The following is a 26,700-nucleotide window of genomic DNA, read 5'->3' on the forward strand; positions in this document are numbered from 1 at the left end:
CCTCTGACCACCGACCCTAGCCACCGATAGGAGACACACATGGCTGGCGACACCGTCATCACGATCATTGGCAACCTCACGGCCAAGCCGGAGATCCGTTACACCAGCAGCGGGGCGCCGGTGGCGTCCTTCACGATCGCCTCGACGCCGCGGACCTTCAACCGCCAGGCCGGCGAGTGGCAGGACGGCGAGACGCTGTTCATGCGCTGCTCGGTGTGGCGTGACGCGGCGGAGAACGTCGCTGACAGCCTCGACAAGGGCATGCGCGTCATCGCCCAGGGCCGCCTCACGCAGCGCTCGTACACCGACCGTGAGGGCACCCAGCGCACCGTCGTGGAGATGCAGGTCGACGAGATCGGCCCGTCCCTGCGCTACGCCACCGCCCAGGTCGCGCGCCGCACCCCGGGCTCCTCCTCGGGTGGTGCCGCCACCGCCGGCGGCGGGCAGGGCGCACCTGCGACGCCGTCGGGCTACCAGCCGCCCGCGCCCGAGAGCACCGGCGGATGGGGTGGCAGCGGGTTCGGAGACGAGCCGCCGTTCTGACCCACCCACGCACCCAGACACCTTCCGCACTACCGATTGGGAAGCCCATGACCACCGACACCCTCACGCAGGCCCTTGGCGATCTTGCCGCCGCCGTCGAGGCGCTCAAGACCCAGCTCACCGCCGCCCGGAGCGACGCCGCCCCCGCCCCCGTCCCTGAGGGCCGGTCGTGGCCGGCCGAGGACGTCATCCTCATCACCGCCCTCGCCCCTGGCGCCGTCGACGTCCCACTGCCGGCCTACGCGGTGCGCACCGGGGCCGACTCCTACCAGCTGGTCGACGGCAACGTCCTGTGGCAGGAGGACGGCGCGATCACCTCGTGGGAGCCGCTGTACCGCCGCAGCGACCTCCTGCGCTTTCACACGCTCGCGGACCTGCCTGCCGGGGCTCAGGTGCGCGACCGCGACGGACGAGCCTGGACCCAGATGACGGTCGCGTGGCAGGCCACCGACACCCTGGACCAGCTAGACGACCAGGAGCTGATGCTCAACCGCGGGCCCCTGACCCTCGTCCACGACCCGCGAGCGCAGCAGTGAGCGCCCTGCTGCCGGGAGCGCACCCATTCGCCTCGGCGCCGATGAACGCGCAGCTCCCGCGGATCACGTTCCGTGCCGTGGGCCAGCTTCCCCGTACACCCCACACCAACCTGGAGGCCTGGCAGGCCTCGCTCCCGGAGGCATGAGCCATGACAGCAGTCACCGTCACCAACCAGGCCGAGCTCGACGCCGCGCTGGCCGACCCGGACGTGCTCAGCACGCTCCGCACGATCGAGATCCGCTCGTCGGGCGACACGCGCCTGGAGATCAGAAACGGCCGCGGGCTGACCGTCCGCGCCTACGGCCACGCGAGCGTCCACGCGTACGACTACGCGAGCGTCCACGCGGAGGACGCCGAACTCTCGGGTCGCGTCCTGCCCGCTGAGGGGGTGGCGACATGAGTGCGCCTGTGCTTGCCGTGCTGCCTGGCGTGCTCGTGCCGGTGGACCACATCGCGGTGGTGGAGCCGCCGCCTCCGGGGGGCTCCTACTGGGTGGTGACCCGCCTGTGCCGCCCAGAGGACCCCGTCCCGTGGGACCCGCTGACGTTGCCGGTGACCGCCCCCGTTGAGCTGGAGGCGGCGTCGACGGCGCCTAGCACGTGCCGGGTCTGCGCCGACCGCTACCAGCGGCCCGACCGCTCACCTGTCGCCGTCAGCACTACTGACTCCGACGACCTCAGTACCCCGTCCCTCCTGTCCCTGCTGTGAAAGGAATCCAACGTGTCTAGTAGGAAGGCGCCCGCGAGGGGCGTGAGCGTCCACGCCACCTACGCCACCCACGAAGGAGCCCCGATGAGCTGGTTCGTCGTCGATGACCAGACGTTCCAGAACCGCAAGGTCCAGGCGCGACAGCGCCTGGACCTTGCAGGTGATGCGGCGGCTGCGTGAGGCCCTCCGTCGGGTCCTGGACGCCCTCGACCGCCCCGAGGGGGCCTCATGGTCGGACTCCATCGACCAGGCCACCACCATCGCCGAGACCGCCCTCGGCCTGAGGAAGGACGCGTGATGAACCGCTGATCGCAACCCGCTCCACCGCGCGCTCGCGTCCTCCCCGTCCGACCTCGACGACGGGGAAGTGAGCGAGGTTGGGCCACGGGTGATACGACGTCGTGCAGCGACAAGCCCTCATTCTGAGATCACCCCTGATCCCGGCGCCTGGCCGGTGACGATCTCATCCGCCTGTCCCGGCAGGATCGCCTCCTGCCGGGACAGGCGTGTCTAGGTCGTGAGGATCTCTCTGCGGATGTTGCGCCGGACCCGCTCTGCGGAGCGAAAGGTGGCGCTACCCTCACTCTCCCTGCGCACCGCCCGCACAAGGCGGTCCGCCGCCTCGTTGAGCACCTGACCGGAGTGCCCAGGCACCCACCGGATCTCGACTCGACCCCGGTGCCCGGCCACTGCTTTCCGCACGGGTGCGCGCAACCGGTAGGGCACATTCTCCAACGCCCGGGTCGGACACGACGGGTGCGCTTCCGTGGTGTCCAGCGCCTGCCGAATGATCCGGCGCGCAGCCTGGGAGTCGGTCAGCACCACAAGGTCGTGCGTCGGGAAGGCGCGCAGGACCATGCAGATCGCCGTCGTCTCGGCGTCAACAATCCTGCCCGACGGGCACGGGCACTCGCGGGCGTAGGCGTAGCCGGCGTCGGTGACGAAGCCCGCGGACGCAGCCCGGGTAGCAGGGTTGAGGCTCCCGTCCGTCGCCACGGTGATGGTGCGCGACGGAAGCACGATCGTGTCCGAGCGAGCCAGTACCCTCGCCGGGTCCGTGCTGATCCTCCGCATCGTGCTGTAGGGAAACCCGCGCTCGACCTCGACGTCGACGCCGGCAAGCCAGTCCCGGGCACGGCCGAGCGGCATGCCCGCGCGGCCGACGAACAGGCGCCGACGCCCGGGACACCGGGAGACCAGATCCTTCCCCAGCCGCTGTAGTGCTACTGCTCTCTCCTCCAGGGTGAACCGCTCGAGGTTCACCACCACGTACGCAGTGTCCGCACCAGGGGCAGCGACGGCCATGAGGTAGGCGACCACCACCCGGTCTGGACCTCGTACCGCGACAACCGCCGCGACAGTCTCCTGACCCGGGTGAGAGACGAGGGTTTCGGTGGTGCTCATGGCCCAGTAGTGGGCGGGCGCCTCCCCGGATCACTCCCACCCCAGATGCCCGCCCGGGAGTACCGGCATCCCGCCTCCGCCCACTACTGGGGCATGAACGTCATCGCAGGAGTCATCGGCGGTGTCGTCGGGGCGGTCCTTGCCCTGACGGTCCGCCTCGTCATCACCCACCCGCTGGCCTGTCTCACGGCCCTGGCGGCACTCGTCGCCTTGGCCGAGGGCGTACCGGCCTCGGTCGTCATCGCCGCCCTCGTGACCGTGGCTCTGGTCGGCGACCTGCGAAGGAAAGCGCCGTGATCTCCAACGGGGCGGGGTGCGCGCTCGCGGCCCCCTGCCACCCACCACTGAAGCACAAGACCACTCCACCCCGCCATGAAAGGAAGGCAGCCTTGAAGATCGTCAAGCTCGAGGCAGAGAACATCAAGCGGCTCAAGGCCGTCGAGATCACCCCCGATTCCACGGTCCAGGTGGTCGGGGGCCGTAACGCCCAGGGCAAGTCCAGCGTGCTGGACGCTATCTGGCTCGCCCTGGGAGGCGGCAAGGCCGCCAAGGCCGTCCCGCGGCCTGTGCGTGACGGCGCCAACCACGCCACCGTCAGCCTGGACCTGGGTGACCTGAAGGTCACCCGCACCTGGGATGCAGCTGGAAAGTCCACGCTTCGGGTGGAGGCCGCCGACGGCGCCCGCTACACCAGCCCGCAGGCGATGCTCGATCGCCTCGTCGGCGGCCTGTCCTTCGATCCTCTGGCGTTCACGCGTTTGTCGGCACGCGAGCAGCGTGAGGCGCTGCTCGACCTCGTGGACCTGGACGTCGACCTCGACGCCCTCGACCGCGAGCGCGCCGACCTGTACGCCCAGCGCACCGACGTCGGCCGGCGCGGCAAGGCCCTGGGCGACGTCATCGTCGACGAGTCCCTGCCCGTTGAGGAGACGTCAGCCGGCCAGGTGCTCGCCGAGCTGCGACGGGCGCAGGAGCACAACCAGCGCCTGGATGTCCTGGCTCTCAAGGCGTCCCGTGCCGAGGGCGCCGTCGCCGACGCGATGAAGGCTGTCGAGGCGGCTGAAGCCGCCCTGGCTGCCGCCAGGAGCAGGCTGGAGTCCGCCCAGGCGGACAGCCGGGCTGCTGCCCAGCAGGTCGCAGACGCGGGCGACCGGGTGGGCACGGACGAGATCGCCTCGCGCCTGGAGCGCCTGGAGGCGGACAACGCGCGCGTGCGCGCCAACAACGAGGCACGCACTCGCGCCGCCCAGCGTGACGCCCTCCGCCACGACTATGAGGCCTTGACGGCCCAGATCGCGACGATCGATGAGAACAAGGCGAAGGCACTGGCCTCCGCCGTCTTCCCTGTCGAGGGCCTTGGCTTCGACGACCAGGGCGTCACCTACCAGGGCGTGCCCTTCTCTCAGGCCTCCTCCGCTGAGCAGATCCGCGTCTCGGTGGCCATGGCGATGGCCCTGAACCCCGAGCTGCGGGTCCTGCGGATCATGGACGGCTCTCTCCTCGACGACGAGGCGATGGACGCGATCCGCACCCAGGTCGCCGACGGCGACTTCCAGCTGTGGATCGAGCGCGTCGGCGACGCCGACGCCGGCGCCGTCGTCATCGAGGACGGCCAAGTCGCCCGGTAACCGCACCAACCCGCACCCCCGGCCTGCACTGTCGCCGGCCGGGGTGCGGGCCCCAACCGTAACCCCACCAACACCTGAGGAGACGCCATGGTGGCGACTACCGAGACCCGCCCAACCACCGACGACGCCGACAGCGTCGTGCCCAAGGAGCCCATCGTCCTGGGGCTCACCGACACCGCGTACCACGCGGACACAAGCACCCTGTCGTCCACCGGGGCGAAGCGACTGCTGGACTGCCCCGCACGCTTCCGGTGGGAGCAGGACCACCCCCGCCCCTACACGCCCGCCTTCGAACTCGGGCACGCCGCCCACACCCTCACCCTGGGCACGGGCACGGGCCTGCACGTCGTGCAGGCCGACTCGTGGAGGACCAAGGCCGCCCGCACCGAGCGCGACGACGCCCTCACCGCGGGCCTGACCCCGCTGCTGGAAGTAGAGTTCGAGCAGGTGCAGGCCATGCACGACACGCTCACCTCGCACCCCATCGCCGGCCCCCTGTTCGAGCGCGCCGACCGGGTCTGCGAGGCCTCCCTGTACTGGACCGACCCGGCCACCGAGGTTGCGTGCCGGGCACGCCCCGACTGGTGGAGCCAGGACCGCACCCTCGTCGTCGACCTGAAGACCACGAGCAAGTCGGCGGACCCCGCGGACTTCGGACGCCTGGCAGCCCAGTACGGATACCACCTTCAAGCCGCCTGGTACCTGGAGGCCGTCCGTGCCGTCACCGGCGTGGAGGCGTCGTTCGTGCACGTCGTGCAGGAGACCACGCCCCCGTACCTGGTGTCCGTCGTCCAGCTCAACGCCGAGGCACTCCAGGTCGGTGCCGAGCAGGCCGACCGCGCCCGCCGTCTGTACGCCAACTGCCAGGCCACCGGGCAGTGGCCCGGCTACACGCCAGCCGTCCACCCCGCCCACCTGCCGGGCTGGTACCTCGCCCAGCACGACGCTCTGGCCGAGCAGTGGGCCGCCGAAGTCGAGACCGAAAACCTCAAGGAAGGAACATCATGAGCCAGACCATCACCCCCGCCGCCCTGACCGGGCACGCCACGGGCAGCGAAGCCACCGTCGTCGAGCAGACCCGCGCCGTCGCCGAGGTCCAGGCGGCTATCACCGTGGCCCGCGCCTGTCCCAGGGACCTGGATCGGGCCCGTGCCGAGATGCGGCGTGCCTGCGCCGAGCGGGCGCTCGCGGACCGGGCCTTCTACTCCGTTCAGGGCCGAGGCCAGGGTCCGTCGGTGCACTTGGCGCGCGAGCTCGCCCGTATCTGGGGCAACATCGACTACGGCGTCCGCGAGTTGCGCCGTGACGACGTCGAGGGCGTGAGCGAGGTCCAGGCCTACGCCTGGGACCAGGAGACCAACGCCCGCACGATCCGCTCCTTCCTCGTTCCCCACGCCCGCACCACCCGCAAGGGTCGTCAGCGCCTGACGGACTTGGGCGACATCTACCTCAACAACCAGAATCAGGGGGCGAAGGCGGTGCGCGAGTGCATCTTCGCGGTCCTGCCGACCTGGCTGGTCCAGGAGGCACAGAACCTGTGCCATGCCACGGTGCGCGGAGAGGTCGTGGCCGACGGCCTGGACAAGGCTGTCGAGAAGTCGACGGCGGCGTTCGCCTCGCTGGGCGTGACCGCCGCGATGCTCGAGCAGCGGGTCGGCCGCCCCAGGAGCGCGTGGACTGCTGACGACGTCGCTCGCCTGCGCACCGACTACACGTCGCTGACCCGCGATGGCTTCACCATTGACGAGCTCTTCGAGGCCACCACGGTCGAGGTCGCCACCCTTACCGGCAGTCCGGACGGGGCTACCGCGTGAACGCCACGACACAGTCGCTCGCCGACGGGCGCCCTCTCACCGAGGCTGAGCTAGACGCCCTGCCGGTGGGCTCCCTCGTCATCGCTGGCGGCCAGACCTGGGAGCGCATTCCGACGTCGGACGGCCACCCTTGGGCGGGAGTCTGGGCCACGCAGGACCGTGAGACCTATGGGTGGCGGCTGGCTCGCTACCATGGCCCGGTCATCCTCAAGGAGCGCTCATGACCATGCAGATCCACGAGGGCCCCGTCCCTGGCACCTGCGCCCGCTGTGGCATCGACGGACAACTGCGCATCGAGTACCGCATGGAGGCCAAGCCTCTGGGCACGTTCTCGCTGGCGGGTGCCCAGATGAAGGTCGCCGCGACCCGTTGGCCGTGGATGGTGTGCGGCGCGTGCGGGGCCACCTGCCGCGGCGAGCCCGCCTGACGTCACGACCGGGGCTCTCTCAAGGTCTTGAAAGCGAATCTCAGAACCGGTCGCCCGTACTTCATCACTACCGTTCCCGCTACGGAAACGACGCTCGCGGCGAACTTGGCGTTCTTCTCCCGGTGCTTGCCCCGGTGGTAGGCGCACATGGTCTCACCGGTCTCGATGTCCCTGCCGCACTGGCTGCACGTCGGCACGGGCCCGCGAGCAGGCCCTTCCTCACTGGACGCACCGGTATCAACGCCACCGGGAGACGGCATGAGCACTGCCAGCGGCTCCGCCCCGCAGATCTCGAGCGCGCGGTCATGGGACGAGAGGACCTGCGCGAGGATCGGCTTCTGGTCCTCGCGGGCGAACGAGCTGATCACCGTGACGACGGCGTCGTCCTGACCGTCTACCGCAGCGGCCAGGGGTGGCTCGTCTCCGACGAGGGCTCCACCATCGCCCACCTCGCCGACGGCGGCGCAGCTACCGAGGCTCCCGCCTTCGCCGACGCGTGGCAGAGTCTTGCTCGGCCCAACGGCTTCACCCCAGGCGACGACGCCGATACCTGGACCATCGCAGCCTGGTGCGACGATGCTGCCCTCGGGCAGACCCTCCACGACGTCGCAACCGCAGCCGTGCGCGCCGAGGGGCTCATCCACCTGCGCGAGGCTGCCGAGGTCTCCGTGCTCGTCCCCGTCAACGACGTCCGCGAGCTCGACGGCGCCCTTGCAGAGCGCATCGAGAGGTACCCGCTCGCCGCCACGACCCTGCCGGCCGGCTGACCGCCTCCTCATTCTCGTCAGTGGTCGTACGTAACCTCCCCGCGTGCCCCGCCCCACCCTTGACGCGCTGCTGTCCCACTGTGAGGCGCAGGGCGTTGCCGTCACCTGGGCGCCTCTGCCCGCAGGCTGGGAGGGTGCCTGGCACCGCCGCCGGCGCACCATCTACCTCGACCCCTGCCTGGCCGACTGGCAGGCCGTGCCCGTCCTGCTGCACGAGATGACCCACGCCCACCTCGACCACGACGGACACCAGGGCCCCGCCGTCGAGCGCAGGATCGACGAGGCCGTCGCACGCACCCTGCTCGACCACCACCAGGTCGCCCGGGCCGAGGCCGCCGTCGGCCACCACCTCGGTGCCCTGGCCGCAGAGCTCGACGTGCCCGTGTGGGTCATCGAAGCCTGGCACCGCACCCTGCGCGCCGGGCGGCACATGGAAGGCCTGCGGCAGGTCCCTCCTCCGGCGTAGCATCGCGACGCACTGCCCGCCACGAGAGGCCCCCGTGAATCCCGCCACCGCCGCGAGACGGTCGACGACGTCTGATGGTTTGGGTTGCACTGTGGGGACCGCTGCTTGTGGCTAGCTCTTGCTCGTTGACCGGCCGAAGACGAAGCCGAGGGCGGTCGTGACAACCATCTTCAAGGTGTCCATCGCGCTACCGATCAGCGATCCGTCACGCGGAGCGAAGTGCTGACACAGAGCCATGACGAACAGGACGAGGACGCACCAGCCGATCAGTTGCTGAGCGAACGTCAGTCGCGACAGCGACATCTTCTCCTCCAGCGTCCTCGGCTCCCACGCCGGGGCGCCGGTCGCCTCGCCGGCGGGCTCGACCGCGTCGGGCTCGGGTATGAGCTCCCCGTAGATGTCGCCGGTCTCTGACAGGCGGAGGTCGTCGTCGCCGGTGACCCTCGGGACCGGCTTCTCATCGGCCGGAGAGGTCACCGGAGCCTCAGGGCGGCGCGATAGGTCCTGTCTGCCATGATGTCCTGGTGATCGAGGGTGTCGCGGTTCTCCTGGTACGCCTTGAACCACGCCGAGTCGCGGGTGTGGGTGATCTCAGACAGCCGTACGGCCGTCATCTTCTTGGCTGCCTCCCACACCTCGTCCAGGCAGTCACGCAGGTCGGGGTCAGAGTCCTCGTCGATGATGAGAGCCTGACCGGAGGCGTCTCGTGCGAACTTCTTGATGCCCTTCTTGGCGAAGGGGCGGAACTCGTCGTACACCGCGTAGGAGACGGGGCCGAACCTCCAGGTCTGGAACCGCTCGTCCAGCAGGACGTGCCCGGTCCTCTTGGCGTACTCGCTGGCGACGAAGTAGAGGATCTTCTGCAACTTCATCGGCGTGATGTAGCGCCGCTCCCTGAAGGAGCGCATCAGGACGTTGTTGGCGACCACCGTAGGGCTGTAGCCCATGACACCCTCCTTCCGCACGCGTTGCCTGACGGGCATCTCGAGGGTACGACGGCTGTCAACCCGTAAGCCTGCCGCCTCGCACGGTCGAGCTCGGCGATGAGCCCAGCGGCCCCGCGCACGGGGGTCCTCAGTGCTCGTCACTGACGCCCTCAGCTTCTCCACTGACCACCACTGACAAGGAGGCTCGCACAAGATGGCCGACCAGATGGCCGACCAGAGCGGGGGCGTGCGTCCCGTTCTGGCGCGATCACGCCAGTAGACACTCTCCGCACCGGCTTCCTTGTAAACAACGGCCGATCACCCCGCAGACCACCCCATGCGGCAGTAGCCGCCAGCCCCTCCCTCAAGAGGGGGAACCCGAAGGGGCTCCACCCCTCCGCAGAAGACTCCCCCACACGCCCAGCACCCACCCTACCCACCAACCTCCAAGGCCTCACCGGCCCCGCCCTCGCCCGAGCCGTCCTCGCATCCCTCCGACACAGATAACACCCTCCCAACACCTACCCCCACCCGACTACCATCAGAACCATGGAGACCACGGAGACACTCGCCCAGGTCCTCGCCATCACCCGCATCAAGAAGCGCGGCCTGTCCCAGCCCGACCGCGTCCAGGCCCTCCTGGACAGCGGAGACCCCGCCACAGTCCTCGCCGACCTCACCGGCCCCGCCCTGCTGGACGACCCGCTACTTGTCCAAGCCCGTCAGGACATCAACAACTGGACCCGCCAGGGCATGGGCATCGTCTCCGTCCTGTCCGACGAGTACCCCACCCGACTGCGCGACGTCCGCGAAGCCCCTGCCCTCCTCTACCACCAGGGCACCCTGACCCCCGACGACCAGGGCGTGTGCGTCGTCGGCTCACGCGACGCCGACGACGACGCCCTGAACGTCGCCACCCACGTCTCCACCGCACTCGTCCACGAAGGACTCACCGTCATCTCCGGCCTGGCCGCCGGCATCGACACCGCTGCCCACACCGCCGCCCTCAACGCCGGCGGACGCACCGTCGCCGTCATGGGAACCGGCCTGGAGCGCACCTACCCGGCCACCAACAAGCACCTACGCGAGCGCATCATCACCAACGGCGGCCTCGTCATGACCCAGTTCGAGCCCGGCGCCACAGTCACCCGCGCAAACTTCCCCATGCGCAACGCCGTCATGAGCGGCTACGGCATCACCACCTTCGTCGTCACCGCCACCGAGCACTCGGGCACCCGCACCCAGGCCGCCAACGCCGTCAAACACGGACGCGGCGTCATCCTCGCCCGCCGCGTCGCCCAGACCACCTCCTGGGGCCAGGAGCTCGCCCACACCGGCCAAGCCCGCGTCGCGGCCTCCACCAACGACGTCCTGGACCACGTGCACACCCTCCAGGCCGAGCGCACCCACGCCGAGGACCTGCTGCGCGAGCTCGTCGCATGACAGCACGGCTACCCGACTACTACTGGGCGACGACGGTCCCCGAGCAGATGCGCGCCCGGCAGTGCACCCTGTGCCGCACGCCGGTCGACGAGGGGTACCGCTTCTGCTTCAGGTGCCATGAGCAGGCCACGGCCCACCCCGACCTGGCGGGGTTCGTCACCTACGCCGTCCGAGGCCGTCAGCCCGGCGCCGAGATGTACCGCTACAAGAACCAGCCGCCCTCCCACCAGGCTATCGGTAACGTCCTGCTGCTCCTAGAACACGGCCTATCCCACATGAGCTGCGCGGAACACCTGGTGGGATCGCCCGTTAGTGCGGTCGCCGTCGTCCCCAGCCGCAGCCGCTACCAGGCCGGTGTACCAAGCATGCTCCAACGCATGTGCACCCGCACACTGCACGACAACATGCCGCTGGTAGACATCCGTCCTACACCGGGCTCGACGTCCGACCGGTGCGTGCACGGCGACGCCTTCGACGTCATCACCCCGCCGCACGCGTCACACGTCATGCTCATCGACGACACCTGGGTCAGCGGCGCCACCACCCTGTCAGCCGTCGCCGCGCTGCGAGCATCTGACGCCCACCACGTCTCCACGCTCGTGCTCGCCCGCTGGCTCGACCCCGGCTACGGACCCACGAACAGCTTCCTGACGACCATGCAACAGTACGCATGGCACAACCCCCAGGACGTCTGCCCATTCACCCCCGACGGAACCTGCCCTCGCTGACCAACCCGGCGCCGAACCCGCACGCCACGACCACGCCGCCGCTGGGATGACGACCAGCGCGCGCCGGGGACGGGAGCGCTGCAATACGGTGCGCTAGCCCCACACCACGGCAACGACGAGGTCGTTGCCCTGCAAAGAACACCCGGACGTCCGTCACCTGCCGCAAGAGCAGTCACGACTCTCCCGTGCACACTCCCGCTACCGCCGGTCTCTTCCCCACCATCTCGCGAAGCGCGCACAGCGCAGCGTCATGCTGCGAAGCAGCAGCGCCTGCGCCCCACGCACGAAGCCCCTGCCCCGCAACACCAACCGGACACACCGCAGAGGAACACCTCTGAGCCCGGCTCTCTGATAGCCATCCCTGACGACACCACTCCCCGGACGCTCGGATCCGTCCAACGACCTCACGAGCCCTCATCGGCCCCGCCAGCCTCTTCTCCAAGCGAAGCCTCTGTGAAGTTCCTGAATCTGTGTTCCTTGGGATTCTGCCGTTTCGTGGGTGTCGAGATCGGTGGGCTGAGCATCTTTCGTTTCTGCCGTACAGGAGGGGGTATGAGGATGTTTAGACCTGCTGGCGCTTGGCGCCTGTCTCGGACCGGTTCGATCGCAGAGTTCCCTGACTATGCGGCTCAGGCGGAGTCGTTCGCTGCAGCGTTGAAGGGGCCGTGTGCGCTTGTGGTGCGGCGTGAGGGTGATGAGCTCATCGATGTCCTGCTGACTCGTCATCGTGATGGGTTCGTGGCTGATGCGCTTGCGGTGGCGACGGGTGCGGAGGCTGTGCCTGTTGATGTGCCGGTGCCGTTGGCGGGGGTGCGTGCGGTGGCAGTTGTCTGTGGTGATGGGGTGACGGGTAGGTCGAGTCTGGCTGGTGTGGATCCGGCGAATGCGTCGCGTGTGCTGGATCGTGTGCTTGGTGACGGCGAGGAGGTGATGGTGGTGCTTGCGCGGATGAGTTCGCGTCAGCGTCGGCGGTGGGCGGAATATGCGCGGACGTTGGAGGGCAGCACGGAGCATCATTCGGTGAAGAGTCATGTGCCGTTGTGGGCGACGGTGGTGACGACGGCGGCTGACGCGGGGCGGGCGGCGGATCTGAGGGCTCGGGTGGTGGATGCACTTCCGGGGTGGGATACGGCGACGCGTGCGGATACTGGTGACCGGCGGTGGGCGGCACTGCTGCTTGCGGCGTGTTCGGTCGCGGCTGTGGTGGCTGCTGCTGCTGTGCCTGGTTCTTGGCCGGGGGTGTTGGCGGGTGTGCTGCGTCTGGTGGCCGGTGGTTTCGCGTTGGCGGCTGGGTTGCGGTGGCTGGTGCCGAGTGGGCCGATGCGGGTGGCTCGTGCATGTGCGCGGGGGCTGGTGGCGGTGCCGAGTCCGCGTAGGAGGTTGGTTGATCGTTCGGGGTGGCCGGTGGGGCGTTTGGTGATTCCGATGAGTGCGCCGGTGGTGTGCTCGTTGGTGGCGCCGCAGGCGGGGGCGGCGACGGGGGCGACGTCGACGAGGGCTCGTACGGTGCCGCCGCCGCTTCTGGGTGTGCGGGGCCCGTGGGTGGGGACGGACTCGGCGGGTCGTCTGGTGCGTCTGGATGTGCGTCACCTGTGGGGTGGGGTGGCGGCTGTGGGTGCGCCGGGTACGGGTAAGTCGGAGTTGCTGCGCGCGTTGTTCGGGTGGCTGATGGTTGACCGGGAGGAGCGTCCGCAGACGGCTGCTTTGGTGGTGGAGACGAAGCCGGACGGGTTGGCCGGGTATGAGCGGGTGGCGCGTGCGGCCGGGCATGCCGAGGAGGTGCTGGTGGCGGAGGTTGCTGACCCGGGGTCGGTGGCGGTGGACATGTTCGCGCGTGCTGGTGATGACCCGTTGACGAGGGCCGCGTTCGTGGCGGACACGTGGGCGGCGGCGTTCGGTGATGGGGCGATCATGGGGCGTTCTCGGGAGGTGATTTCGGCGGTCGTGGCGGCTGGCCTGGTTCTTGACGAGCAGGCTTTTGATGCGTACGACGCGGCTCGCGCTGAGGGTGAGGGTGTCGAGCCGTTGCCTGAGCGGTCGTGGTTCTGGGCCGGTGCGGTGCTGACCGGGCGCATGGGTGAGGACAGCGGGCGGGCGCTGGCGTCGTGTCTGCACGATCAGGCTGTGCGCGAGGGTGAGGAGTCGTGGGCGGCGCGCGCCTATGCGGGTCTGGGCATCATCTGGGGGCCGCAGGTGACGCCGGCGGCGCGGCGCACTTTGACGGAGGCGGCCCGGAACAAGTTCGACCAGCTGCGTGAGGCCGCAGACTTCCTGGCGCCGGTTGGGCGTGATGCGGTGACGTGGGATGAGTCGATCGCAGGCTTCCACGTGACGGTGCTGGGGACGGGGCCCGCTCGTGACGGTAGCCGGCAGATGACGGGGACGATGACGCGCTGGCTGACGGCGATGGCGGGGTACACGATGCAGTCGGCGGTGGAGCGCACCTGCTACGGGTGGGATGAGGCCGGCCGTCGGGTGGTGGTGATGTGTGACGAGTTCAAGTCCTTCGCGGGGTGGGCGCCGGACGTGGCCAGGTGGTGGAAGGACGATGGGCGGTCCTACGGGGTGGTTCCGTGGTTCGCGACCCAGTACCTGGAGCAGCTTCGTGCGGTCGACCCGGCGTTGTTGACGAGCTTCCTGTCGTATCAGACGTTCGTATCGCTGCGGCAGGATGATCTGGGGGCGGCCGAGGCGGTGGCTCGTCAGATGGGGCGTGACGGCACGGTGTGGGAGCCCAGTGAGATCGCGACGCTGCCGCAGTGGGTCGCGGTCGTGTCGACGCAGAGTGGGGGGCGGACTCTGCCGGCGTTCACGATGTCGACGTTGGACGTGACGGGTGACCCTGTGGGGTTCGTGGCCGGCGTGCGGGGTGCTGTATGACGGCGTTCGCACAGTTGGAGGCGCCTGCGGGGGTCGTGTCTCCTGCGGAGCGGGCAGACATGTTCTTCGAGGGCATGTGGCGGGCGAGTGCGACCACGGACTGGTTGACGACGCCGTCGATCCGCGGGGCGGTGCGGGCGGGGGTGGTGCGCCTTCCGGTGGATATGACGCCGTCGGATGAGCGGCCGTTGCGCAACGCGGGGTCGGCGCAGCGTCGGTGTGCGCTGTTGGCGGCGGCTCGGATGTGGGGGTCGTTGACGTTGGAGCAGGCTGCCACTGTCACCGGGTACCCGCTGGCGGCGTTGACTCGGGACGCGAAGTGCCTGCTGCGTGCGGGTCTGGTAGACGTCGGCGCCCCTGAGGTTGCGTCGTTGCGAGGCTGGTCCTGGAGGCCGACGACGTTGGTGGCTGCGGGGCGGGAGTCGGAGGTGCGGTCGCACCTGGCTGAACTGACGTGGCCGCTGCGCCTGGCGGTGACTGCAGGGCGCGCGTGGGAGAAGGCTTCGGCGTCGGCTAGGCACAACGCGTTGACGACGGAGCTGTGCCTGCGGGCAGCCACGTGGTTGGGGGTGCCGTTCGTGGCCGGGGAGATGCTGTCGGGGGCTGATGACCTGTTCGGTACGGGTGCTGGTGGTAGTCCGGTGTCGTGGTCGAAGCGTGCGGACGCGACGATCATGCGGGCTGATGGGGTGCGGGTCGCGGTCGAGGTGACCGCTTCAGCGGGGCCTTCGTTGGACCGGAAGGCTGAGGGGTGGGCGAGGTTGCTGGCTGCTCACCCTGCTGCGGGTGTGATCGTGCTGTTCCTGGTGGCGGACCCGGTGGATGCCTCGCGTACTGACCTGTCGTTGCGTACGCGGGGGTCGGTGTCGTCGGCGGTGCGGGCTCACCCGGGGCCGGTCTCCTCCCCGGTGGCTGACCGTATGGCGGTTGCCCGGTGGGTTGACTGGTTTCCGCGGCATGGTGAGGTGTCCGACGGCTTTCGGGGCCTGAGCGCCCTGTGCCGGCGGGGTGGGTCCTGGGAGTCGGTGGATCTGCTGAGCGTGGAGTGTCGTGGCGGGTCGACGGCGGCCGTAGACGCGTCGGGGCTGTTGGCTGGGGTGCCGTGGTGGTTGCGGCATGACGAGCTCGATCCCATGGCGCCGCTGATGGCGCCCTACGGTGTGGGCTTGGAGCGGGCAACGACGAGGTTCGGGGTGGTGGACTACCCCGAGCTGCTACGGACCCCGGCCAGTGCCTTCGCGCACCGTCGCCTGTCACGTGCTGAGCAGCGCGCTGGCTGCCGTTGAACTAAGGCTCGTGCGAGCGGGCGCGCTCCCGGCTGGCGGTGGCCTGCCCCTGACTCGTGTCGGCTGCTGCCAGTAGCCGGTATGACCGACACAGATCTGCTGGAGAGCATCCGTACCTTCCTCGAGTCCCGCACTGGCGCATTGGTTGCGGGAGCGGTGATGGCCGCCACTGTCGTGGCCGGTGGCGGCCTGGTGATCGGTGACCTGCTGTGAGCGGGGCCGTCTACGGCAGGGCCGGGGAGAACCTGTCCTCGTTCTCGGGTGATGCCGGGCGTGGTGGGCAGGAGCGTGGGCGAAGGGCGGAGGGGGACACGGCCGAGCTGCTGGACGCCTGGGCTGAGCGTGGCCTGACCGTGTTCCACTCCGTGAGGGTGCGGGGCGGGGCGGCGGATATCGACCACGTGCTCGTCGGCGCCCGAGGCGTGGTCCTGGTTGACACCAAGGCGTGGAAGCCTGGGGTGTACCTGACGGTGGGGTCGAGGACCTACCGGTGGGTGCACGGGCGAGCCCTGCCTGAGCGTTTCCCCCCGGGGGAGTCGACGTCGCTGGAACGCTCAGCGAGGCAGATGCGTCAGGCCGGCATTCCTGTGGTTGGGGCGGTTGTCGCGGTCTGGTCGACGGGCTCGGACCGGGCCGTCCTGGGGCTGGCCCGTTACCCGGGGGCGCGACGGATCACGGCGGCACACAGGGCGGTACGGGTCGCGGGACGCCTGGCTGGCGGAGGCGCCGCTGACCCCACCCTGGTGGCGCAGGTGACCGAGTGGGTGCGGGCCAATGAGGGGACGCGGACGTGACCGTGAGGAGGCGACAGGAGCAGCCGAGTCGTCTGCCGTTCGTCCTGTCAGTCCTGGCCGCGGCTGGGGGCGTGGCACTGCTGTGGGTGCGTCTGCCGGGCCTGACGTTGACTCTCGTCGGCCTCGCTGTGGCTGGTGCCGTGCACCCTGCGCCAGTGCTGACGGGGAGACAAGGTACGGGGGTAGGGCGCAGGCCCGTCCCGGCTACGCCTGCTGAGAAGCGGGCGCTGGCCCGCCACGCTCGCCTCAGGAAGCTGCGGACGCTACCTCTGCCGCTGGGACTGTGGCCAGTGCAGACGTCTGGGGTCGCCGGCGTGGGAGCTGCCCTCATCGCGGGCTCGCTCCAGGTGATCCCCACGGGATGGGCACCCTGGTTGGAGTCGTGGGGTCCGTGGGCGAACGGGGTGGCGGCATTCCTCCTGGTGTCGGGGCTCGAGCGGGTGTGGCGGCTCACCCGCAGCGGAAGCGAGCCAGGCCCGGGAACGCCGATCGTGCTGCTGGCCGACGCGTCCCTCTGCCGGCTCGTGGTGGTGCTGGTGTCGATGATCGTCGGCGTGGGGTGCGGTGTCGCCGCGTGTGCGCCACTGCGATGGTGGGTGTCCTCCCCCGGTCTCACCTGCGCGGGAGCATGCCTCGTGGGTGCTGCATGCGGCGTGTGGGCGACCTGCAGGAGGAGATCGTGGCGGCCGTGGCGGCTGCGGGAGACCGCCCGACGTCAGTGGGAGCCACGGTGGGCGATGGTCCCCAAGGAGGATCAGCCCCCGGAGCTGGTTGATCGAGTGGTCGACGGGCCGCTGACGGTTGACACGTTCAGGGCCCGGCCGGGGCGAGACCTGTCCTACTACGTCAAGGCCAGCTCCCAGCTGGCGGCCGCAGTCGGCGGCGGAGCGAATGTGCGCGTGATACCTGCTCCGGCGGTCAACGGGGCGGGAGATCCCGAGCCGGGCACGGTTGACCCCGTGCTGTTCCGGGCCGCGGTCCTGGCCGCGGGTGCCGAGGTGGCGCAGGTGGAGGACCAGGGGCTGGTGGCGGCTTTCCAGTGGGCGGGCCGGTGGGCCGGTGTGCCCAGGGTCGAGCCGGCACCTGTGTTCGTCAGCCGCGAGGTCGTGGGCCCTTACACGGTGGACATGTTCGACAGTCCGGGCAGGTCCTCAGCCGAGATGCTCAGGGCAAGTGACCGCCTCGCCGTCGGCGTGGGCGCCGGCCTGTCCGCAGTGGTCATTCCCGTGCAGGAGGAAGGGGCCCCGGGATCGATCCACCCGACCCGTTTCCGTGTCGCCGTATGCGACCCCGGCACGCAGGTCGACGTCGCCGAGGCCGACGAGGACGTGGTACGGGTGCGGTTGGAGTGCTTCCTGACTCAGGCTGCCGACTACCTGCACCAGGACGTGGTTGCCCTGGCTGGGCTCGAGCTGCTCACCGTGGACGGGCCCCGGGTGTGGCTGATCGAGCTCGGAGACTCCTCGTCGGCGAGCCGCCTGGCTGGTCTGATGAGGCAGGTCGCCCCCACGCTCGTGGACGGCACGGCGATCATCCTCGGCAGCACCGAGGGTGGGGTGCGGTGGCGCGATCCGGGTATGGCCGATCACGTGGAGGATCTTCGAGTCGCAGCCGAGTGGACATCGCACTTCAGCGAGGTCATAAAGGCGGGTGACACGCCGCCGGTCGCGCAGGCGGGATGGTTGGAGGAACTTGACGCGGGTGGAGTCGCCCTTCACCGGTTGCCCTTCGCCTCCCCGCAGGGCAAGGACATCGCACGCGACTACCTGCGGCTCGGCCAGCGCCTGCGCACCACGATGCCGCAAGCACCGTTCCTCCTGGTCACCGCGATCCCGCCGACAGAAGGGGCAAGTGCTCCCGGCGCCCGTAGCGACAAGTTCTTCGAGGTGGTCTGGTCGACGCATCCGGTCGCCTCCAGCCCTGCTGATCTGGCGCCGAGCTCGCCCTCATTCAGCCGTATCGATCCGCGAGATGGTGCGACTCTCGTCCTGGCAGGCATGGTCGATGCTGCGTTCAGGTCGGTGTTCAAGGACGACCAGGCGCCCCAGACAGTGGACGCCGAGTGTCTGACCACCGGGGCGCCGTGGATCTGGCGTGTGAGCCTCCGGCTCTACGGCGGACTGGGCCTGGCGGACCTGCGTAGGAGGGTAGACAGGATCGCGGCCCTCATGAGGGCCGACTGGGTCCGTGTGCGGGCCGACGGGGACCTGGTGGATCTGTTCGTGGGAGCGCGCCCCGTGGCGTGCGAGGTCGCGGCCGGGTACGAGCGCACGGTCGCCGAGCTCGACTTCGAGCAGGCCTGGGTTGCCGCCAAGGTGTTCACGGCTGCGGGTGAGGTGCCGCGCATGGAGTCCATGGTCCCGCTCGACGGCAACGCGGCCGTAACCGTCTACACGTTCCGCCTGCCGGCCGGTATCAGCGGCACTGATGTCAGGGATGGCCTGGGCAAGGTGGCCTCGACAACGGGCGCCGGGTTCCTCCAGGTGGCTGCCCAGGACGACCCGTCCAAGGTCGTGCTCATGTCCGCGGCACGCAACCCGATCCCGGTTCGCGCCCGGTACGACTTCGAGTGCGCCGACGCGCTGGTCGGGCGGGCTGACCGCGCCGGTTCCGCCCTGTCCATTCCGTGGGGTACGGGGGTGGATGGGCGGCCTGTGACGTGGAGGGTCAAGGACACTCCGCACGCTCTCGTTCTGGGCATCACAGGTACCGGCAAGTCCGTGGCCTTGCTGGCGGCGGTGTATGCCGCGCTGCGGGCCGGCTGGGACGGGCTCGTGATCGACCCGGTCAAGGGTGGGGCCGACTTCGCCGGGCTCCGCCCGTGGCTGCGTGGAATGGGCGGCGGCAGTGTCGCGGAGGCGGACGCGATGATGAGAGCCGTCTGGGCAGAGGTGACTCGCCGCAAGAGGCTCGTGGCGTCTCACGGGGCTCCCGACGTCGATCACCTCCCCGACGAGCTGCGGCCACCGCATGTCCTGGTCGCCGTCGACGAGTTCACTTCTCTGATGCTTCACGAGCCCGTGCGGCGGACCAGGACGACGGACCCAGAGGTGCTCGCCGAGTATGAGCGGGCGGAGCGTGAGAACGCCCAGAGGGCGTCGATCGGGTCGCTGGCGGGTCGAGTGGCCCGGGAGGCGCGCTCCTCCGGCGTCCACCTGCTGCTGGGCACCCAGGTGCTCAAGGCGGACACGATCGCGGCGATCCCCGGCGGCGACCTGAAGAACAACCTCGGTCGTCTCCTGCTGGGCACCCCGACACAGGGTGAGCGGCTGAGTGGTCTGCGCCAGCCCGAGGCGGCCCCGCTCCTGACTGAGGCGCCGATCGGCCGCGGCGTGTGGGAGGCCACGACCGACCCGGCCGTGGAGGTGCAGACCTGGTACGCCACGGCGGAGGAGTACGCCCAGGCGCTGAGCCGGCGCGGGGTCGGCACCAAGGACGACTGGGACGTGGCGGCGTTCATGCCTGCTCAGGAGGCGTCGGCCTACACGGAGATCGACCTCGCCGGTAACGACGTCGAGGTCCTCGACGAGCTCATCCTGGACGACCTCTGACCGGCACGGCCCCAGTGGCGCCCGGAAGAACATCTCGTATGCATCTGCACCGGTGAGAGGGCCCGGATCGCGGGCCCGGTCTTACCGGAGGTGCCCATGGAGCACACAATTGCCCTGGACCCTTCGCCGGGTGTCGGGCTGTTCATGCCCGACCTGTGGGCCGCGGTGGGTGGGCAGGACACGGAGGTCCTCGGCAACGCCCAGTGCCACCAGCGTCTCATGGCGGCGACTGGTCTGCCCGCACGCGCGGTCGCCTGCCCCCTGTGGGCGTCGTGCGCTGTCCCCGTCCTGTCCCCTGAGTACGCACGGGTGGTACCCGTGGACAACCACATCCTCGGTCACCCCTTCCTGTGGATGCCGAAGCGCCTCCTCAACCGGTTCGAGCTCATCTCTCCCGACGGGACGTCCCAGACCGAGGGACGCGACGTGTGGGTGGCACGGGTCCTGCTCGAGGCCATCGCGGCCGGCTGGTACCAGCGCGCAACCGGCAGGTGGATCGACGTGCTCGCCGACATCGACAGGGATGCCGGCCACGTGCGCTCCTGGATGGTCGGCGCGGTCCAGGACCCGGTCCTGGACGAGCTCGAGGCTCCGCTCTCGCCTGACCCGCAGTGGGCGATCGAGGCAGCGCAGGGCCTCGTCGGCCATCTGCGTGCCGCGTCCGACGCGCTCGCAGCGGCGAAGGTGGCGGCGGCCCTCCGGGACAAGAACCTGGAGACCGTGCGCGCCGGCGCCCTCGCCGCGGGCGTCATCGGAGCCGTCGACGGACAGGGCAAGCCATCCGCGGTGTGGGAGCAGCTCGCCATCACACCGTCCGACGCCGGGCTGATCGCGCAGGCCCTGGCTCACCTCGATCAGCTCAGAGAGGCCGGCAGTGACTCTCTGGACGAGCTGACAGAGGTCTTCCTCAGCCCGGGCGGCATCGACGCATGAGCCCGCTTGCGAGGGTGCCGCGCACTACCGGTCGTGTGAGTCATCCCCGCTCGTTTCCCGGGACCCCCGTGTCCGTACAGGACAAGGTCGACCTCCAGGCGACCGAGACGTGCGCGGACCCGGGGGTCCCTGACATCTGCCTCACCGACCGTCTCACACCTCTGCTCATCGCGTCAGGGCTAACGGAGGCCCTGGCCGCCTGGTGGCTACGCACGCACCCTTCGAGCAGGGCCGAGCGCGAGGACTTCGCCTCAACGATGTTCCTTCATCTCGCCGGCCACCTGGACACCGTGGACCGACGGCGCATCGCTGACGGTGCCTCCTTCTGCGGGTGGCTCCGATCCTGGGGCAGGACGGTGGCGCACCAGGTCGAGCGTGAGATCACCGCGACCACGAGCCGCTCGGTGATCCCCGCGGACAAGCTCGTCAGCCTCGACGCGTTGACCGACCCGACGAACGGCATCCCCATGGACCGGCTGCCCTACATCACTCCACCGGAGGCCAACTGCGACCCGGATCTGGTGGATCCCGCAGCCGTGCGGGCGTCACTGGCGCGCAGACGGGGAGCCGGACGCATGGAGGTGATCGCTCGCGTCGTGCATGACGCGCTCGGGACGGTCCCCCCGCTGCTGCGCCCGGAGGACCCCGCGGAGACCCAGATGGTGCGCCGTCTGATCATGCAGTGCCCGCGGCTGGCTCGCATTTCCCTGGACGAGTTCTGTGACCGCGTCGACAACGACGGGCCGGGCGGCCCGCATGTCGCCCCTGAGGCGATGGTCGCCATGTGGGACGCCACCACCGTCACCGACCGGCAACGGCTTGCAGCGATGCCGGATCGCCTGCTCGCCCTACTCGTGGAGGACGTTGTCCGGCTGGCGCCGCGACCGCGGGCCGCGGTGCGTCACGCGGTCAGGCGAGCGCTGGCCTCAGCGGCACGGCAGGCTCCGGCGCGTCTACTCGATGAGCTGGCTGACGTCTTCTGGGACGAGGCGACCGAGCCGGTCTCCGACCACCGGACCGACATCACCGACGCCGAGCGCCAACGCGTGCGTGAGGAGGCGGATCGAAACGCGCGCCGCCTGCCCGCTCTCGTGGCCGAACTCGTGCTGGTACCTGGGCAGACGGTGGGTGGGTCTGTCGGCGAGGTACGGGCATTCCTGCGGCAGGCGTGGGCGGCTCGTGAGGCGTCCTGACCTCGGCTGCAGTCGCGCCGTACAGGAGATGGTATGAGGGACGACAACGAGAACTCGCGCCAGGAGCCTGGGGCAGCCCGGGAGATCATCAAGGGTGGGGTCACGGGAGGCGTCAAGGGCGCGGCCGTGGCCGGTGTGAAGGCGCTGGTGAGGAACCGCAGGGCGGTCGGGGTGGCCGGTCTGGCTGCCCTGATAGTCGCGCTGGCCGTGTTCGGCACGATCGGTGGTTCGACCGTCACCAGTGGCGTCTCCCACGTCAACAACGTCGCCCTGAACGGGTCGGCGACCAGCGGCTTCGAGGGTGCCGCTCAGGAGTCCGGCCTGGGTGACGACGCCGTCGCGATCGCCGAGTACGCCGAGTCGGTAGGTGTGCCAGCCGAGCTGGTACTCGCGCTCGTGGACACGACCAGGGGACCGTGGAGGGCCGCTGACGGTGATGTGGTGGGAAACGCGCGCACGGTTGCTGACGCGCTCGAGGCGGCCAAGGACGCCACGTCGGCGGACGCCGGCTGGGACATGCTGGCGGGAACGATGGCGTGCAGCGGCGACGTGCTCGTCATCGAGGGGCAGGCCTGCCCCGACGGCTTCCAGACGGACGAGGGGGACGGCGCACGCCAGGCTCGGCTCGTGCGCGAGGCCTGGGTGGCTGCCCTCATGGCGATGGGTGAGGGGCTGGGCGCACCACAGGCCGGGGCGGGATCCGCGGGCGGGAACGCGGACGCTCTCGCAGCTCCCGACGAGCTGGGAGGGGAGCCCTCGGAGATGATCACCACGCTGGCGACCTCCACCTACGGCCTCGACGCCTCCGCGGTGAGCGTCGACGGCGACCAGGTGGTGGTCTCGACGGAGCAGCCGCTTCCGCTGGCCACGACCATCGTGTCCCGTCACAAGGAGATCAGGGTCTCGTACCTGGAGGCTGACGGCCAGTCATGGGATCCGGTCTCAGGCTGGCAGCCGATCCAGCCGGAGGCCGGCCCAGACGTCGAGGACCCGACGGCGGCCTCTCACGTGCGCGTGTGGACCTGCTCGTCCAGCACCGGCTCTGACTGCTCCGACGAGCCCACAGCGGAACCGGTCGGCCTGACTCGTGAGCAGGCGGATGAGGTCTACAGCCGGGCGCTGGCATGGCGCCTGGGCTCCACGACCGGCACGTGCACCACCCGGTCCACCGCGTCCGCTTCCTCGTCCGTGTCGTCCGTAGCCTCCTCAACCACGGGGGAAACGATCGAGATCACCCCCGCCCGGGCCGGGTACGTCTCGGCGGTGATCGACGCTGGCCGACGGGCGGGCGCCAGCGACGACGGGATCGTCGTCGCCCTCATGGTCGTGCTCCAGGAGTCCCGGCTGAACATGTACGCCAACTCGGCCAACCCGGAGTCCCTGGCACTGCCTCACGACGCTGTCGGCTCCGACCACGACTCCGTAGGGCTGTTCCAGCAGCGGGACTCATGGGGGTCGACAGCGGAGCGCATGGACGCCTCGACCAGTGCCGACCTGTTCTTCGCCCGCCTCGTGGCATGGATGGACTCTCACCCAGGTGCCGGTCTCGGTCAGATGGCGCAGGCTGTGCAGGCCAGCGCGTTCCCCGACGCCTACGCCCAGTGGGAGGAGGCTGCCCGCCAGCTCGCCGGAGGGGTCGTCGGTGGCGCGGCAACACCCGGGTGCACCCAGGCGGTTACCGGAGCCGGTTGGCTGTACCCGATCGTGTCGGTGGGGACCATCACCTCCGACTGGGACCCGGCCCGTATGCACCCCGTCCTGGGCTACACGCGCCCCCACTGGGGCACCGACATCGCAGGACTGCCCATCGGCACCGACCTCGTCGCTGTCGCCGACGGGACGGTCACCCACGCAGGCTGCGACTCCTCGGGACTGTGCCAGATCAACTACGACACCACCAACGGGTGGCGCATCCGCTACCTGCACATTGTCGCCGGGTCCTGGACCGCGAACGAGGGAGAGGGGGTCACCGCAGGGCAGGTGATCGCCAAGCTCGGCAACACCGGCATCGGTACAGGTGCCCACCTGCACGTCGAGACCAGTCCCCTGAACAAGATCGGTGAGAACCAGTGGTGTGCCTTCGACGCCTCGTGGGCGGACCGGTGCACCAACCCCGTCGAGACGTTCGCCGCCCACGGGGTGGACCTGGCCACCGGCGCCGTCAGCTCCGGCGCGTCGGGGGGCTCGAGCTCGGGCGCACTCGACTTCGCCCGGACGAAGGTGGGCGGACCCTACGTGTGGGGCGGTAACGGGCCGACGGGCTACGACTGCTCCGGCCTGGTCCAGGCGTCCTTCGCGTCGGTGGGTGTGTCCCTGCCGCGAACGGCTCAGGAGCAGTGCCGGGCGGGCACGCCTGTGGACGCCTCTCAGGCACAGGCCGGCGACATCGTCTGCTGGGGATCTCCCGCCCACCACGTTGCCATCTACGACGGCAACGGCGGCATCGTCGGCGCCCAGAGCTACTCCGACGGGATCGCCGCCGTCCCCCTGTACGGGGACTACTACTTCCGCCGGCTCACGAACTGAAGGAAGGGATCGATCATGACCACACTGGTAGGCCGACGCGGTCTCCTGAACACCGTATCGCTCACGGCCGTCGCACTCGTGCTCGCAGGATGCGGTGAGGACACGCAGCCCTCTCAGGTGCCCGGAGGCCGCGCTGCTGGCACCGAGCCCACTACGGCGATGACACCGACGGTATCCGCCAGTGCGACGTCGCCGACGGTCGTCGAGACCAACGTCGACATGGCCCCGGCACGCACTGTTGCTGTCGCCCTGGCCACGGGCAACCAGTCGGAGGTGGACGTCGCCCAGTACCTGACCGGTGAGGCGGTCACGCAGGCCGAGCAGATCATCGCCGCTGGCCGGGAGGCGAACGACCGGACTCTGGCTCGCTTCGGTACCGTCCACCACGCTGTCACCCTCGACGAGCTTGAGAGGTCCGAGCGCTCCGAGGTCAACGGCGTCACGATGCTGACCGTGGTCACGTTCGGGTGGGACGCCCCACCCGACGACAGTGAGGTCACGCAAGCGGCCCGAGTGCACATGACAGCCGGTGGACCGGGCACACTCGCCTGGTACCTCACCCTCGACGAGAGCACGGGGCTGATCGACGGGATCTGGACCAGTGAGGAGCTCGGCAGCTTCGACTGACACGCCGCTGAAGCATCGGTCCGCGCGTCCGCCCACCACTGGAGGTGAACCGGGGGAAGTCGTCCCCTCGAAGGCAGAAAGACCTCCACCATGACCACCGTCGCCTCGCCCGCACCCAACACGGCCGGCGGCTATGTCGACCCCGACTCCCAGTGGGACAACGGGGCGTCCTGGGTAGCCGCGCGGGTGCTGGGGCGCATCGACCTGAAGGAGATGCCCGACTGGGAGGCCGAGCTCCTCGGCCTCGGGAGTACGAGTGACGGCGAGTCCTGAGAGGTCAAGGGAGTGGGGGCGTCACATCAACCCGGTGTGGGACGCCCCCACTCCCCCGTGTCCGTCAGCCGTCGAGGTCGCGGAGCTAGCCCATGAGCCGTGTCGCGGCCTCGGTGACCGCCGTGGTCACTGCCTGGTCGACGCCCTTGTCGGCGGCCTTCAGAGCCAGACGGTACAGACCTGACAGGGCGCGCGCTATGCGGGACTTGCTCTCCTGGTCCTCCGCCTCGTCGAGCTGCTCGAGCAGCTCCTCGATCTTGTCCTGCAAGTCCTCCTGCCCCTCCAGGGCCGCGTACAGGTCGTTGACGGCGATACGCAGGCCGGCCATGGCCTGGTCCACGTTGATGGTCGTGACCTCCTGGTAGACGTCGCCCTGGGAGGCGACGGCGACGTTCTGCGCCTGGACCCCACCGTTGATGGTCGTGTTGAACACCGAGGGCGCCCAAGCACGACTCTCTTCGGGAACCAGGATCGGGTCTCCCTTGCGAAGGACGGCTCGCCCCTTGGAGGTGACGCGGGACGGGATGACGAGCCCTCCTTGATGCCCCTTCGTGCCGTCGATCAGATCCAGGTCATACAGCTCCTTGAGCGCTTCCTCGACGCAGCGGTCGGGCAGGGGCATGCCGAAGACGGTGATCCCGGCGTCCCGGAGAGACTCCGTCGTCATTGAGCTCGCCCGGTCCTTGTGGGAGTGCATGTAGTACAGGACCATGGCTGCCACCACGGCGGTGAGCGCGTGCTGGTTGCTGTCGACCGATGTCTTGAGGCGCTCGGCCAGCTCGCGCCCAGGATTCAGCACGGTCACGTTCCTGGTTCCAGCGATGCTCAGGTCGCGGGTGATCAACTTTTCCTCGTGCAGTGCGGTGATGTCCTCGTCCAGGCAGGTCGGTAGTCCGCTGAACACGGGTTCGAGAGCCTTCGCGGCCGCGTCGGGATCGACATCCTCCCCCGCGCTACTGGTTCGTGCGAGCTCGGCGAGTAGGGACAGGCGTCGCAGGTCCGCCATCGGCGCGGAGAGGGGGTCGCGGTTGATCGGCATGGGGGCCTTTCTGGGAGACGTGCTCGCTCGACACGGCCATGCTCCTGCTGGCCCTTGACGTTCGCCGACGAACCGAGCCCTTCGAGATCATCTCGCAACACGACGTGACCGTCTCCTACGCGCCCCGGGATACGCCCTGAACACGGGTGGGGCTGACCGACGTATCTGTCGGTCAGCCCCACCTGGGCGGTCGTGGTCGCCCATATC

30 protein-coding genes are annotated in these 26,700 nt (G+C 69.7%); 26 read left to right on the forward strand and 4 right to left on the reverse strand.

Annotation, left to right across the window (positions count from 1 at the left end):
* Positions 1-39 precede the first annotated feature (39 nt).
* The 6 genes from B6G06_RS09200 (at position 40) to B6G06_RS10650 (ending at position 2,086) form a co-directional block, all read left to right on the forward strand.
* The gene (locus tag B6G06_RS09200; RefSeq protein WP_081171965.1) at positions 40-543 is read left to right on the forward strand and encodes a single-stranded DNA-binding protein; all 504 of its coding nucleotides are present in this window, start codon (positions 40-42) and stop codon (positions 541-543) included.
* Positions 544-590: 47 nt separating this feature from the next.
* Positions 591-1,079: a hypothetical protein gene (locus B6G06_RS09205; protein WP_081171966.1), complete on the forward strand. Its 489-nt coding sequence runs from the start codon at positions 591-593 to the stop codon at positions 1,077-1,079.
* A gap of 149 nt (positions 1,080-1,228) precedes the next feature.
* Positions 1,229-1,480 (forward strand): hypothetical protein, encoded by a 252-nt coding sequence (locus B6G06_RS09210; RefSeq protein WP_081171967.1) that lies wholly within the window; start codon positions 1,229-1,231, stop codon positions 1,478-1,480.
* The gene (locus B6G06_RS09215; RefSeq protein ID WP_125898916.1) at positions 1,477-1,788 is read left to right on the forward strand and encodes a hypothetical protein; all 312 of its coding nucleotides are present in this window, start codon (positions 1,477-1,479) and stop codon (positions 1,786-1,788) included. Before B6G06_RS09210 ends, B6G06_RS09215 begins: the two co-directional genes overlap by 4 nt.
* A gap of 12 nt (positions 1,789-1,800) precedes the next feature.
* A complete protein-coding gene (locus B6G06_RS10275) occupies positions 1,801-1,968 on the forward strand; it encodes a hypothetical protein (protein WP_164505218.1) in 168 nt (55 codons plus the stop codon).
* Complete coding sequence (locus tag B6G06_RS10650) at positions 1,952-2,086, forward strand: hypothetical protein (protein ID WP_276205792.1); 135 nt, start codon at positions 1,952-1,954, stop codon at positions 2,084-2,086. Before B6G06_RS10275 ends, B6G06_RS10650 begins: the two co-directional genes overlap by 17 nt.
* 212 nt (positions 2,087-2,298) lie before the next feature.
* On the opposite strand, the gene B6G06_RS09220 is transcribed toward B6G06_RS10650, so the two are convergent.
* Positions 2,299-3,192 carry an RNase H family protein gene (locus B6G06_RS09220; protein WP_081171969.1) on the reverse strand — a complete coding sequence of 298 codons (894 nt, stop codon included), beginning with the start codon at positions 3,190-3,192 and terminating at the stop codon, positions 2,299-2,301.
* 45 nt (positions 3,193-3,237) lie between these two features.
* Between B6G06_RS09220 and B6G06_RS10120 the strand changes: the two genes are divergently transcribed.
* From B6G06_RS10120 to B6G06_RS09255, 8 genes are all read left to right on the forward strand, one after another.
* Entirely contained in the window at positions 3,238-3,489 is a 252-nt protein-coding gene (locus B6G06_RS10120; RefSeq protein WP_125898917.1) for a hypothetical protein, read from the forward strand.
* Positions 3,490-3,581: 92 nt separating this feature from the next.
* Complete coding sequence (locus B6G06_RS09225; RefSeq protein WP_125898918.1) at positions 3,582-4,820, forward strand: AAA family ATPase; 1,239 nt, start codon at positions 3,582-3,584, stop codon at positions 4,818-4,820.
* Between the two features lie 87 nt (positions 4,821-4,907).
* A complete protein-coding gene (locus B6G06_RS09230) occupies positions 4,908-5,828 on the forward strand; it encodes a PD-(D/E)XK nuclease-like domain-containing protein (protein WP_081171971.1) in 921 nt (306 codons plus the stop codon).
* Positions 5,825-6,634 (forward strand): hypothetical protein, encoded by an 810-nt coding sequence (locus B6G06_RS09235; protein ID WP_081171972.1) that lies wholly within the window; start codon positions 5,825-5,827, stop codon positions 6,632-6,634. Before B6G06_RS09230 ends, B6G06_RS09235 begins: the two co-directional genes overlap by 4 nt.
* The gene (locus tag B6G06_RS09240) at positions 6,631-6,858 is read left to right on the forward strand and encodes a hypothetical protein (protein WP_081171973.1); all 228 of its coding nucleotides are present in this window, start codon (positions 6,631-6,633) and stop codon (positions 6,856-6,858) included. The genes B6G06_RS09235 and B6G06_RS09240 overlap by 4 nt, the downstream gene beginning before the upstream one ends.
* The gene (locus B6G06_RS09245) at positions 6,855-7,061 is read left to right on the forward strand and encodes a hypothetical protein (protein WP_081171974.1); all 207 of its coding nucleotides are present in this window, start codon (positions 6,855-6,857) and stop codon (positions 7,059-7,061) included. The genes B6G06_RS09240 and B6G06_RS09245 overlap by 4 nt, the downstream gene beginning before the upstream one ends.
* A 305-nt stretch (positions 7,062-7,366) precedes the next feature.
* Positions 7,367-7,828, forward strand: coding sequence for a hypothetical protein (locus B6G06_RS10280; protein ID WP_164505219.1), 462 nt, complete (start codon positions 7,367-7,369; stop codon positions 7,826-7,828).
* A 43-nt stretch (positions 7,829-7,871) separates the two neighbouring features.
* Positions 7,872-8,294 carry an ImmA/IrrE family metallo-endopeptidase gene (locus B6G06_RS09255; RefSeq protein ID WP_081171975.1) on the forward strand — a complete coding sequence of 141 codons (423 nt, stop codon included), beginning with the start codon at positions 7,872-7,874 and terminating at the stop codon, positions 8,292-8,294.
* Between the two features lie 111 nt (positions 8,295-8,405).
* Here B6G06_RS09255 and B6G06_RS09260 read toward each other — a convergent pair whose 3' ends face one another.
* Together B6G06_RS09260 and B6G06_RS09265 are read right to left on the reverse strand one after the other, a co-directional pair.
* Complete coding sequence (locus B6G06_RS09260) at positions 8,406-8,771, reverse strand: hypothetical protein (RefSeq protein ID WP_081171976.1); 366 nt, start codon at positions 8,769-8,771, stop codon at positions 8,406-8,408.
* Positions 8,768-9,241: a Panacea domain-containing protein gene (locus B6G06_RS09265; protein WP_125898919.1), complete on the reverse strand. Its 474-nt coding sequence runs from the start codon at positions 9,239-9,241 to the stop codon at positions 8,768-8,770. Before B6G06_RS09265 ends, B6G06_RS09260 begins: the two co-directional genes overlap by 4 nt.
* A 528-nt stretch (positions 9,242-9,769) precedes the next feature.
* On the opposite strand from B6G06_RS09265, the gene B6G06_RS09270 reads away from it, so the two are divergent.
* From B6G06_RS09270 to B6G06_RS09320, 12 genes are all read left to right on the forward strand, one after another.
* Entirely contained in the window at positions 9,770-10,663 is an 894-nt protein-coding gene (locus tag B6G06_RS09270; protein ID WP_081171978.1) for a DNA-processing protein DprA, read from the forward strand.
* On the forward strand, positions 10,660-11,391 hold the full coding sequence (locus B6G06_RS09275; RefSeq protein WP_081171979.1) for a phosphoribosyltransferase: 732 nt from the start codon (positions 10,660-10,662) through the stop codon (positions 11,389-11,391). The genes B6G06_RS09270 and B6G06_RS09275 overlap by 4 nt, the downstream gene beginning before the upstream one ends.
* Positions 11,392-12,960: 1,569 nt before the next feature.
* Entirely contained in the window at positions 12,961-14,271 is a 1,311-nt protein-coding gene (locus B6G06_RS09280; RefSeq protein WP_125898920.1) for a type IV secretory system conjugative DNA transfer family protein, read from the forward strand.
* 59 nt (positions 14,272-14,330) lie between these two features.
* The gene (locus B6G06_RS09285; RefSeq protein WP_081171981.1) at positions 14,331-15,557 is read left to right on the forward strand and encodes a hypothetical protein; all 1,227 of its coding nucleotides are present in this window, start codon (positions 14,331-14,333) and stop codon (positions 15,555-15,557) included.
* An 81-nt stretch (positions 15,558-15,638) separates the two neighbouring features.
* Positions 15,639-15,770, forward strand: a complete 132-nt coding sequence (locus tag B6G06_RS10655; protein ID WP_276205793.1) for a hypothetical protein — start codon at positions 15,639-15,641, stop codon at positions 15,768-15,770.
* Positions 15,767-16,351, forward strand: a complete 585-nt coding sequence (locus tag B6G06_RS09290) for a nuclease-related domain-containing protein (protein ID WP_081171982.1) — start codon at positions 15,767-15,769, stop codon at positions 16,349-16,351. Before B6G06_RS10655 ends, B6G06_RS09290 begins: the two co-directional genes overlap by 4 nt.
* Positions 16,352-17,088: 737 nt before the next feature.
* Positions 17,089-19,902: an FtsK/SpoIIIE domain-containing protein gene (locus B6G06_RS09295; RefSeq protein ID WP_125898921.1), complete on the forward strand. Its 2,814-nt coding sequence runs from the start codon at positions 17,089-17,091 to the stop codon at positions 19,900-19,902.
* A gap of 96 nt (positions 19,903-19,998) precedes the next feature.
* Positions 19,999-20,835, forward strand: a complete 837-nt coding sequence (locus B6G06_RS09300; protein WP_081171984.1) for a hypothetical protein — start codon at positions 19,999-20,001, stop codon at positions 20,833-20,835.
* Between the two features lie 257 nt (positions 20,836-21,092).
* Positions 21,093-22,028, forward strand: coding sequence for a hypothetical protein (locus B6G06_RS09305; RefSeq protein ID WP_125898922.1), 936 nt, complete (start codon positions 21,093-21,095; stop codon positions 22,026-22,028).
* 33 nt (positions 22,029-22,061) lie between these two features.
* A complete protein-coding gene (locus B6G06_RS09310) occupies positions 22,062-24,554 on the forward strand; it encodes an NlpC/P60 family protein (protein WP_081171986.1) in 2,493 nt (830 codons plus the stop codon).
* A 15-nt stretch (positions 24,555-24,569) separates the two neighbouring features.
* Entirely contained in the window at positions 24,570-25,181 is a 612-nt protein-coding gene (locus tag B6G06_RS09315; RefSeq protein WP_081171987.1) for a hypothetical protein, read from the forward strand.
* Positions 25,182-25,271: 90 nt separating this feature from the next.
* A complete protein-coding gene (locus tag B6G06_RS09320; RefSeq protein ID WP_081171988.1) occupies positions 25,272-25,454 on the forward strand; it encodes a hypothetical protein in 183 nt (60 codons plus the stop codon).
* 85 nt (positions 25,455-25,539) lie between these two features.
* On the opposite strand, the gene B6G06_RS09325 is transcribed toward B6G06_RS09320, so the two are convergent.
* Positions 25,540-26,493, reverse strand: a complete 954-nt coding sequence (locus tag B6G06_RS09325) for a hypothetical protein (RefSeq protein ID WP_081171989.1) — start codon at positions 26,491-26,493, stop codon at positions 25,540-25,542.
* Positions 26,494-26,700 lie beyond the last annotated feature (207 nt).

Source organism: Actinomyces gaoshouyii (genome assembly GCF_002076915.1).
In the GTDB taxonomy this organism is placed as follows: domain Bacteria; phylum Actinomycetota; class Actinomycetes; order Actinomycetales; family Actinomycetaceae; genus Actinomyces; species Actinomyces gaoshouyii.

Excerpts from the sequence above, each read along its gene's own strand:
- B6G06_RS09200 (WP_081171965.1), top strand. The coding sequence starts at position 40 with ATGGCTGGCGACACCGTCATCACGATCATTGGCAACCTCACGGCCAAG.
- B6G06_RS09205 (WP_081171966.1), top strand. The coding sequence starts at position 591 with ATGACCACCGACACCCTCACGCAGGCCCTTGGCGATCTTGCCGCCGCC.
- B6G06_RS09210 (WP_081171967.1), top strand. The coding sequence starts at position 1,229 with ATGACAGCAGTCACCGTCACCAACCAGGCCGAGCTCGACGCCGCGCTG.
- B6G06_RS09215 (WP_125898916.1), top strand. The coding sequence starts at position 1,477 with ATGAGTGCGCCTGTGCTTGCCGTGCTGCCTGGCGTGCTCGTGCCGGTG.
- B6G06_RS10650 (WP_276205792.1), top strand. The coding sequence starts at position 1,952 with ATGCGGCGGCTGCGTGAGGCCCTCCGTCGGGTCCTGGACGCCCTCGAC.
- B6G06_RS09220 (WP_081171969.1), bottom strand. The coding sequence starts at position 3,192 with ATGAGCACCACCGAAACCCTCGTCTCTCACCCGGGTCAGGAGACTGTC.
- B6G06_RS10120 (WP_125898917.1), top strand. The coding sequence starts at position 3,238 with ATGCCCGCCCGGGAGTACCGGCATCCCGCCTCCGCCCACTACTGGGGC.
- B6G06_RS09230 (WP_081171971.1), top strand. The coding sequence starts at position 4,908 with ATGGTGGCGACTACCGAGACCCGCCCAACCACCGACGACGCCGACAGC.
- B6G06_RS09235 (WP_081171972.1), top strand. The coding sequence starts at position 5,825 with ATGAGCCAGACCATCACCCCCGCCGCCCTGACCGGGCACGCCACGGGC.
- B6G06_RS09245 (WP_081171974.1), top strand. The coding sequence starts at position 6,855 with ATGACCATGCAGATCCACGAGGGCCCCGTCCCTGGCACCTGCGCCCGC.
- B6G06_RS10280 (WP_164505219.1), top strand. The coding sequence starts at position 7,367 with ATGGGACGAGAGGACCTGCGCGAGGATCGGCTTCTGGTCCTCGCGGGC.
- B6G06_RS09265 (WP_125898919.1), bottom strand. The coding sequence starts at position 9,241 with ATGGGCTACAGCCCTACGGTGGTCGCCAACAACGTCCTGATGCGCTCC.
- B6G06_RS09270 (WP_081171978.1), top strand. The coding sequence starts at position 9,770 with ATGGAGACCACGGAGACACTCGCCCAGGTCCTCGCCATCACCCGCATC.
- B6G06_RS09275 (WP_081171979.1), top strand. The coding sequence starts at position 10,660 with ATGACAGCACGGCTACCCGACTACTACTGGGCGACGACGGTCCCCGAG.
- B6G06_RS09285 (WP_081171981.1), top strand. The coding sequence starts at position 14,331 with ATGTTCTTCGAGGGCATGTGGCGGGCGAGTGCGACCACGGACTGGTTG.
- B6G06_RS10655 (WP_276205793.1), top strand. The coding sequence starts at position 15,639 with ATGACCGACACAGATCTGCTGGAGAGCATCCGTACCTTCCTCGAGTCC.
- B6G06_RS09295 (WP_125898921.1), top strand. The coding sequence starts at position 17,089 with ATGGTCCCCAAGGAGGATCAGCCCCCGGAGCTGGTTGATCGAGTGGTC.
- B6G06_RS09300 (WP_081171984.1), top strand. The coding sequence starts at position 19,999 with ATGGAGCACACAATTGCCCTGGACCCTTCGCCGGGTGTCGGGCTGTTC.
- B6G06_RS09305 (WP_125898922.1), top strand. The coding sequence starts at position 21,093 with ATGTTCCTTCATCTCGCCGGCCACCTGGACACCGTGGACCGACGGCGC.
- B6G06_RS09310 (WP_081171986.1), top strand. The coding sequence starts at position 22,062 with ATGAGGGACGACAACGAGAACTCGCGCCAGGAGCCTGGGGCAGCCCGG.
- B6G06_RS09315 (WP_081171987.1), top strand. The coding sequence starts at position 24,570 with ATGACCACACTGGTAGGCCGACGCGGTCTCCTGAACACCGTATCGCTC.
- B6G06_RS09320 (WP_081171988.1), top strand. The coding sequence starts at position 25,272 with ATGACCACCGTCGCCTCGCCCGCACCCAACACGGCCGGCGGCTATGTC.
- B6G06_RS09325 (WP_081171989.1), bottom strand. The coding sequence starts at position 26,493 with ATGCCGATCAACCGCGACCCCCTCTCCGCGCCGATGGCGGACCTGCGA.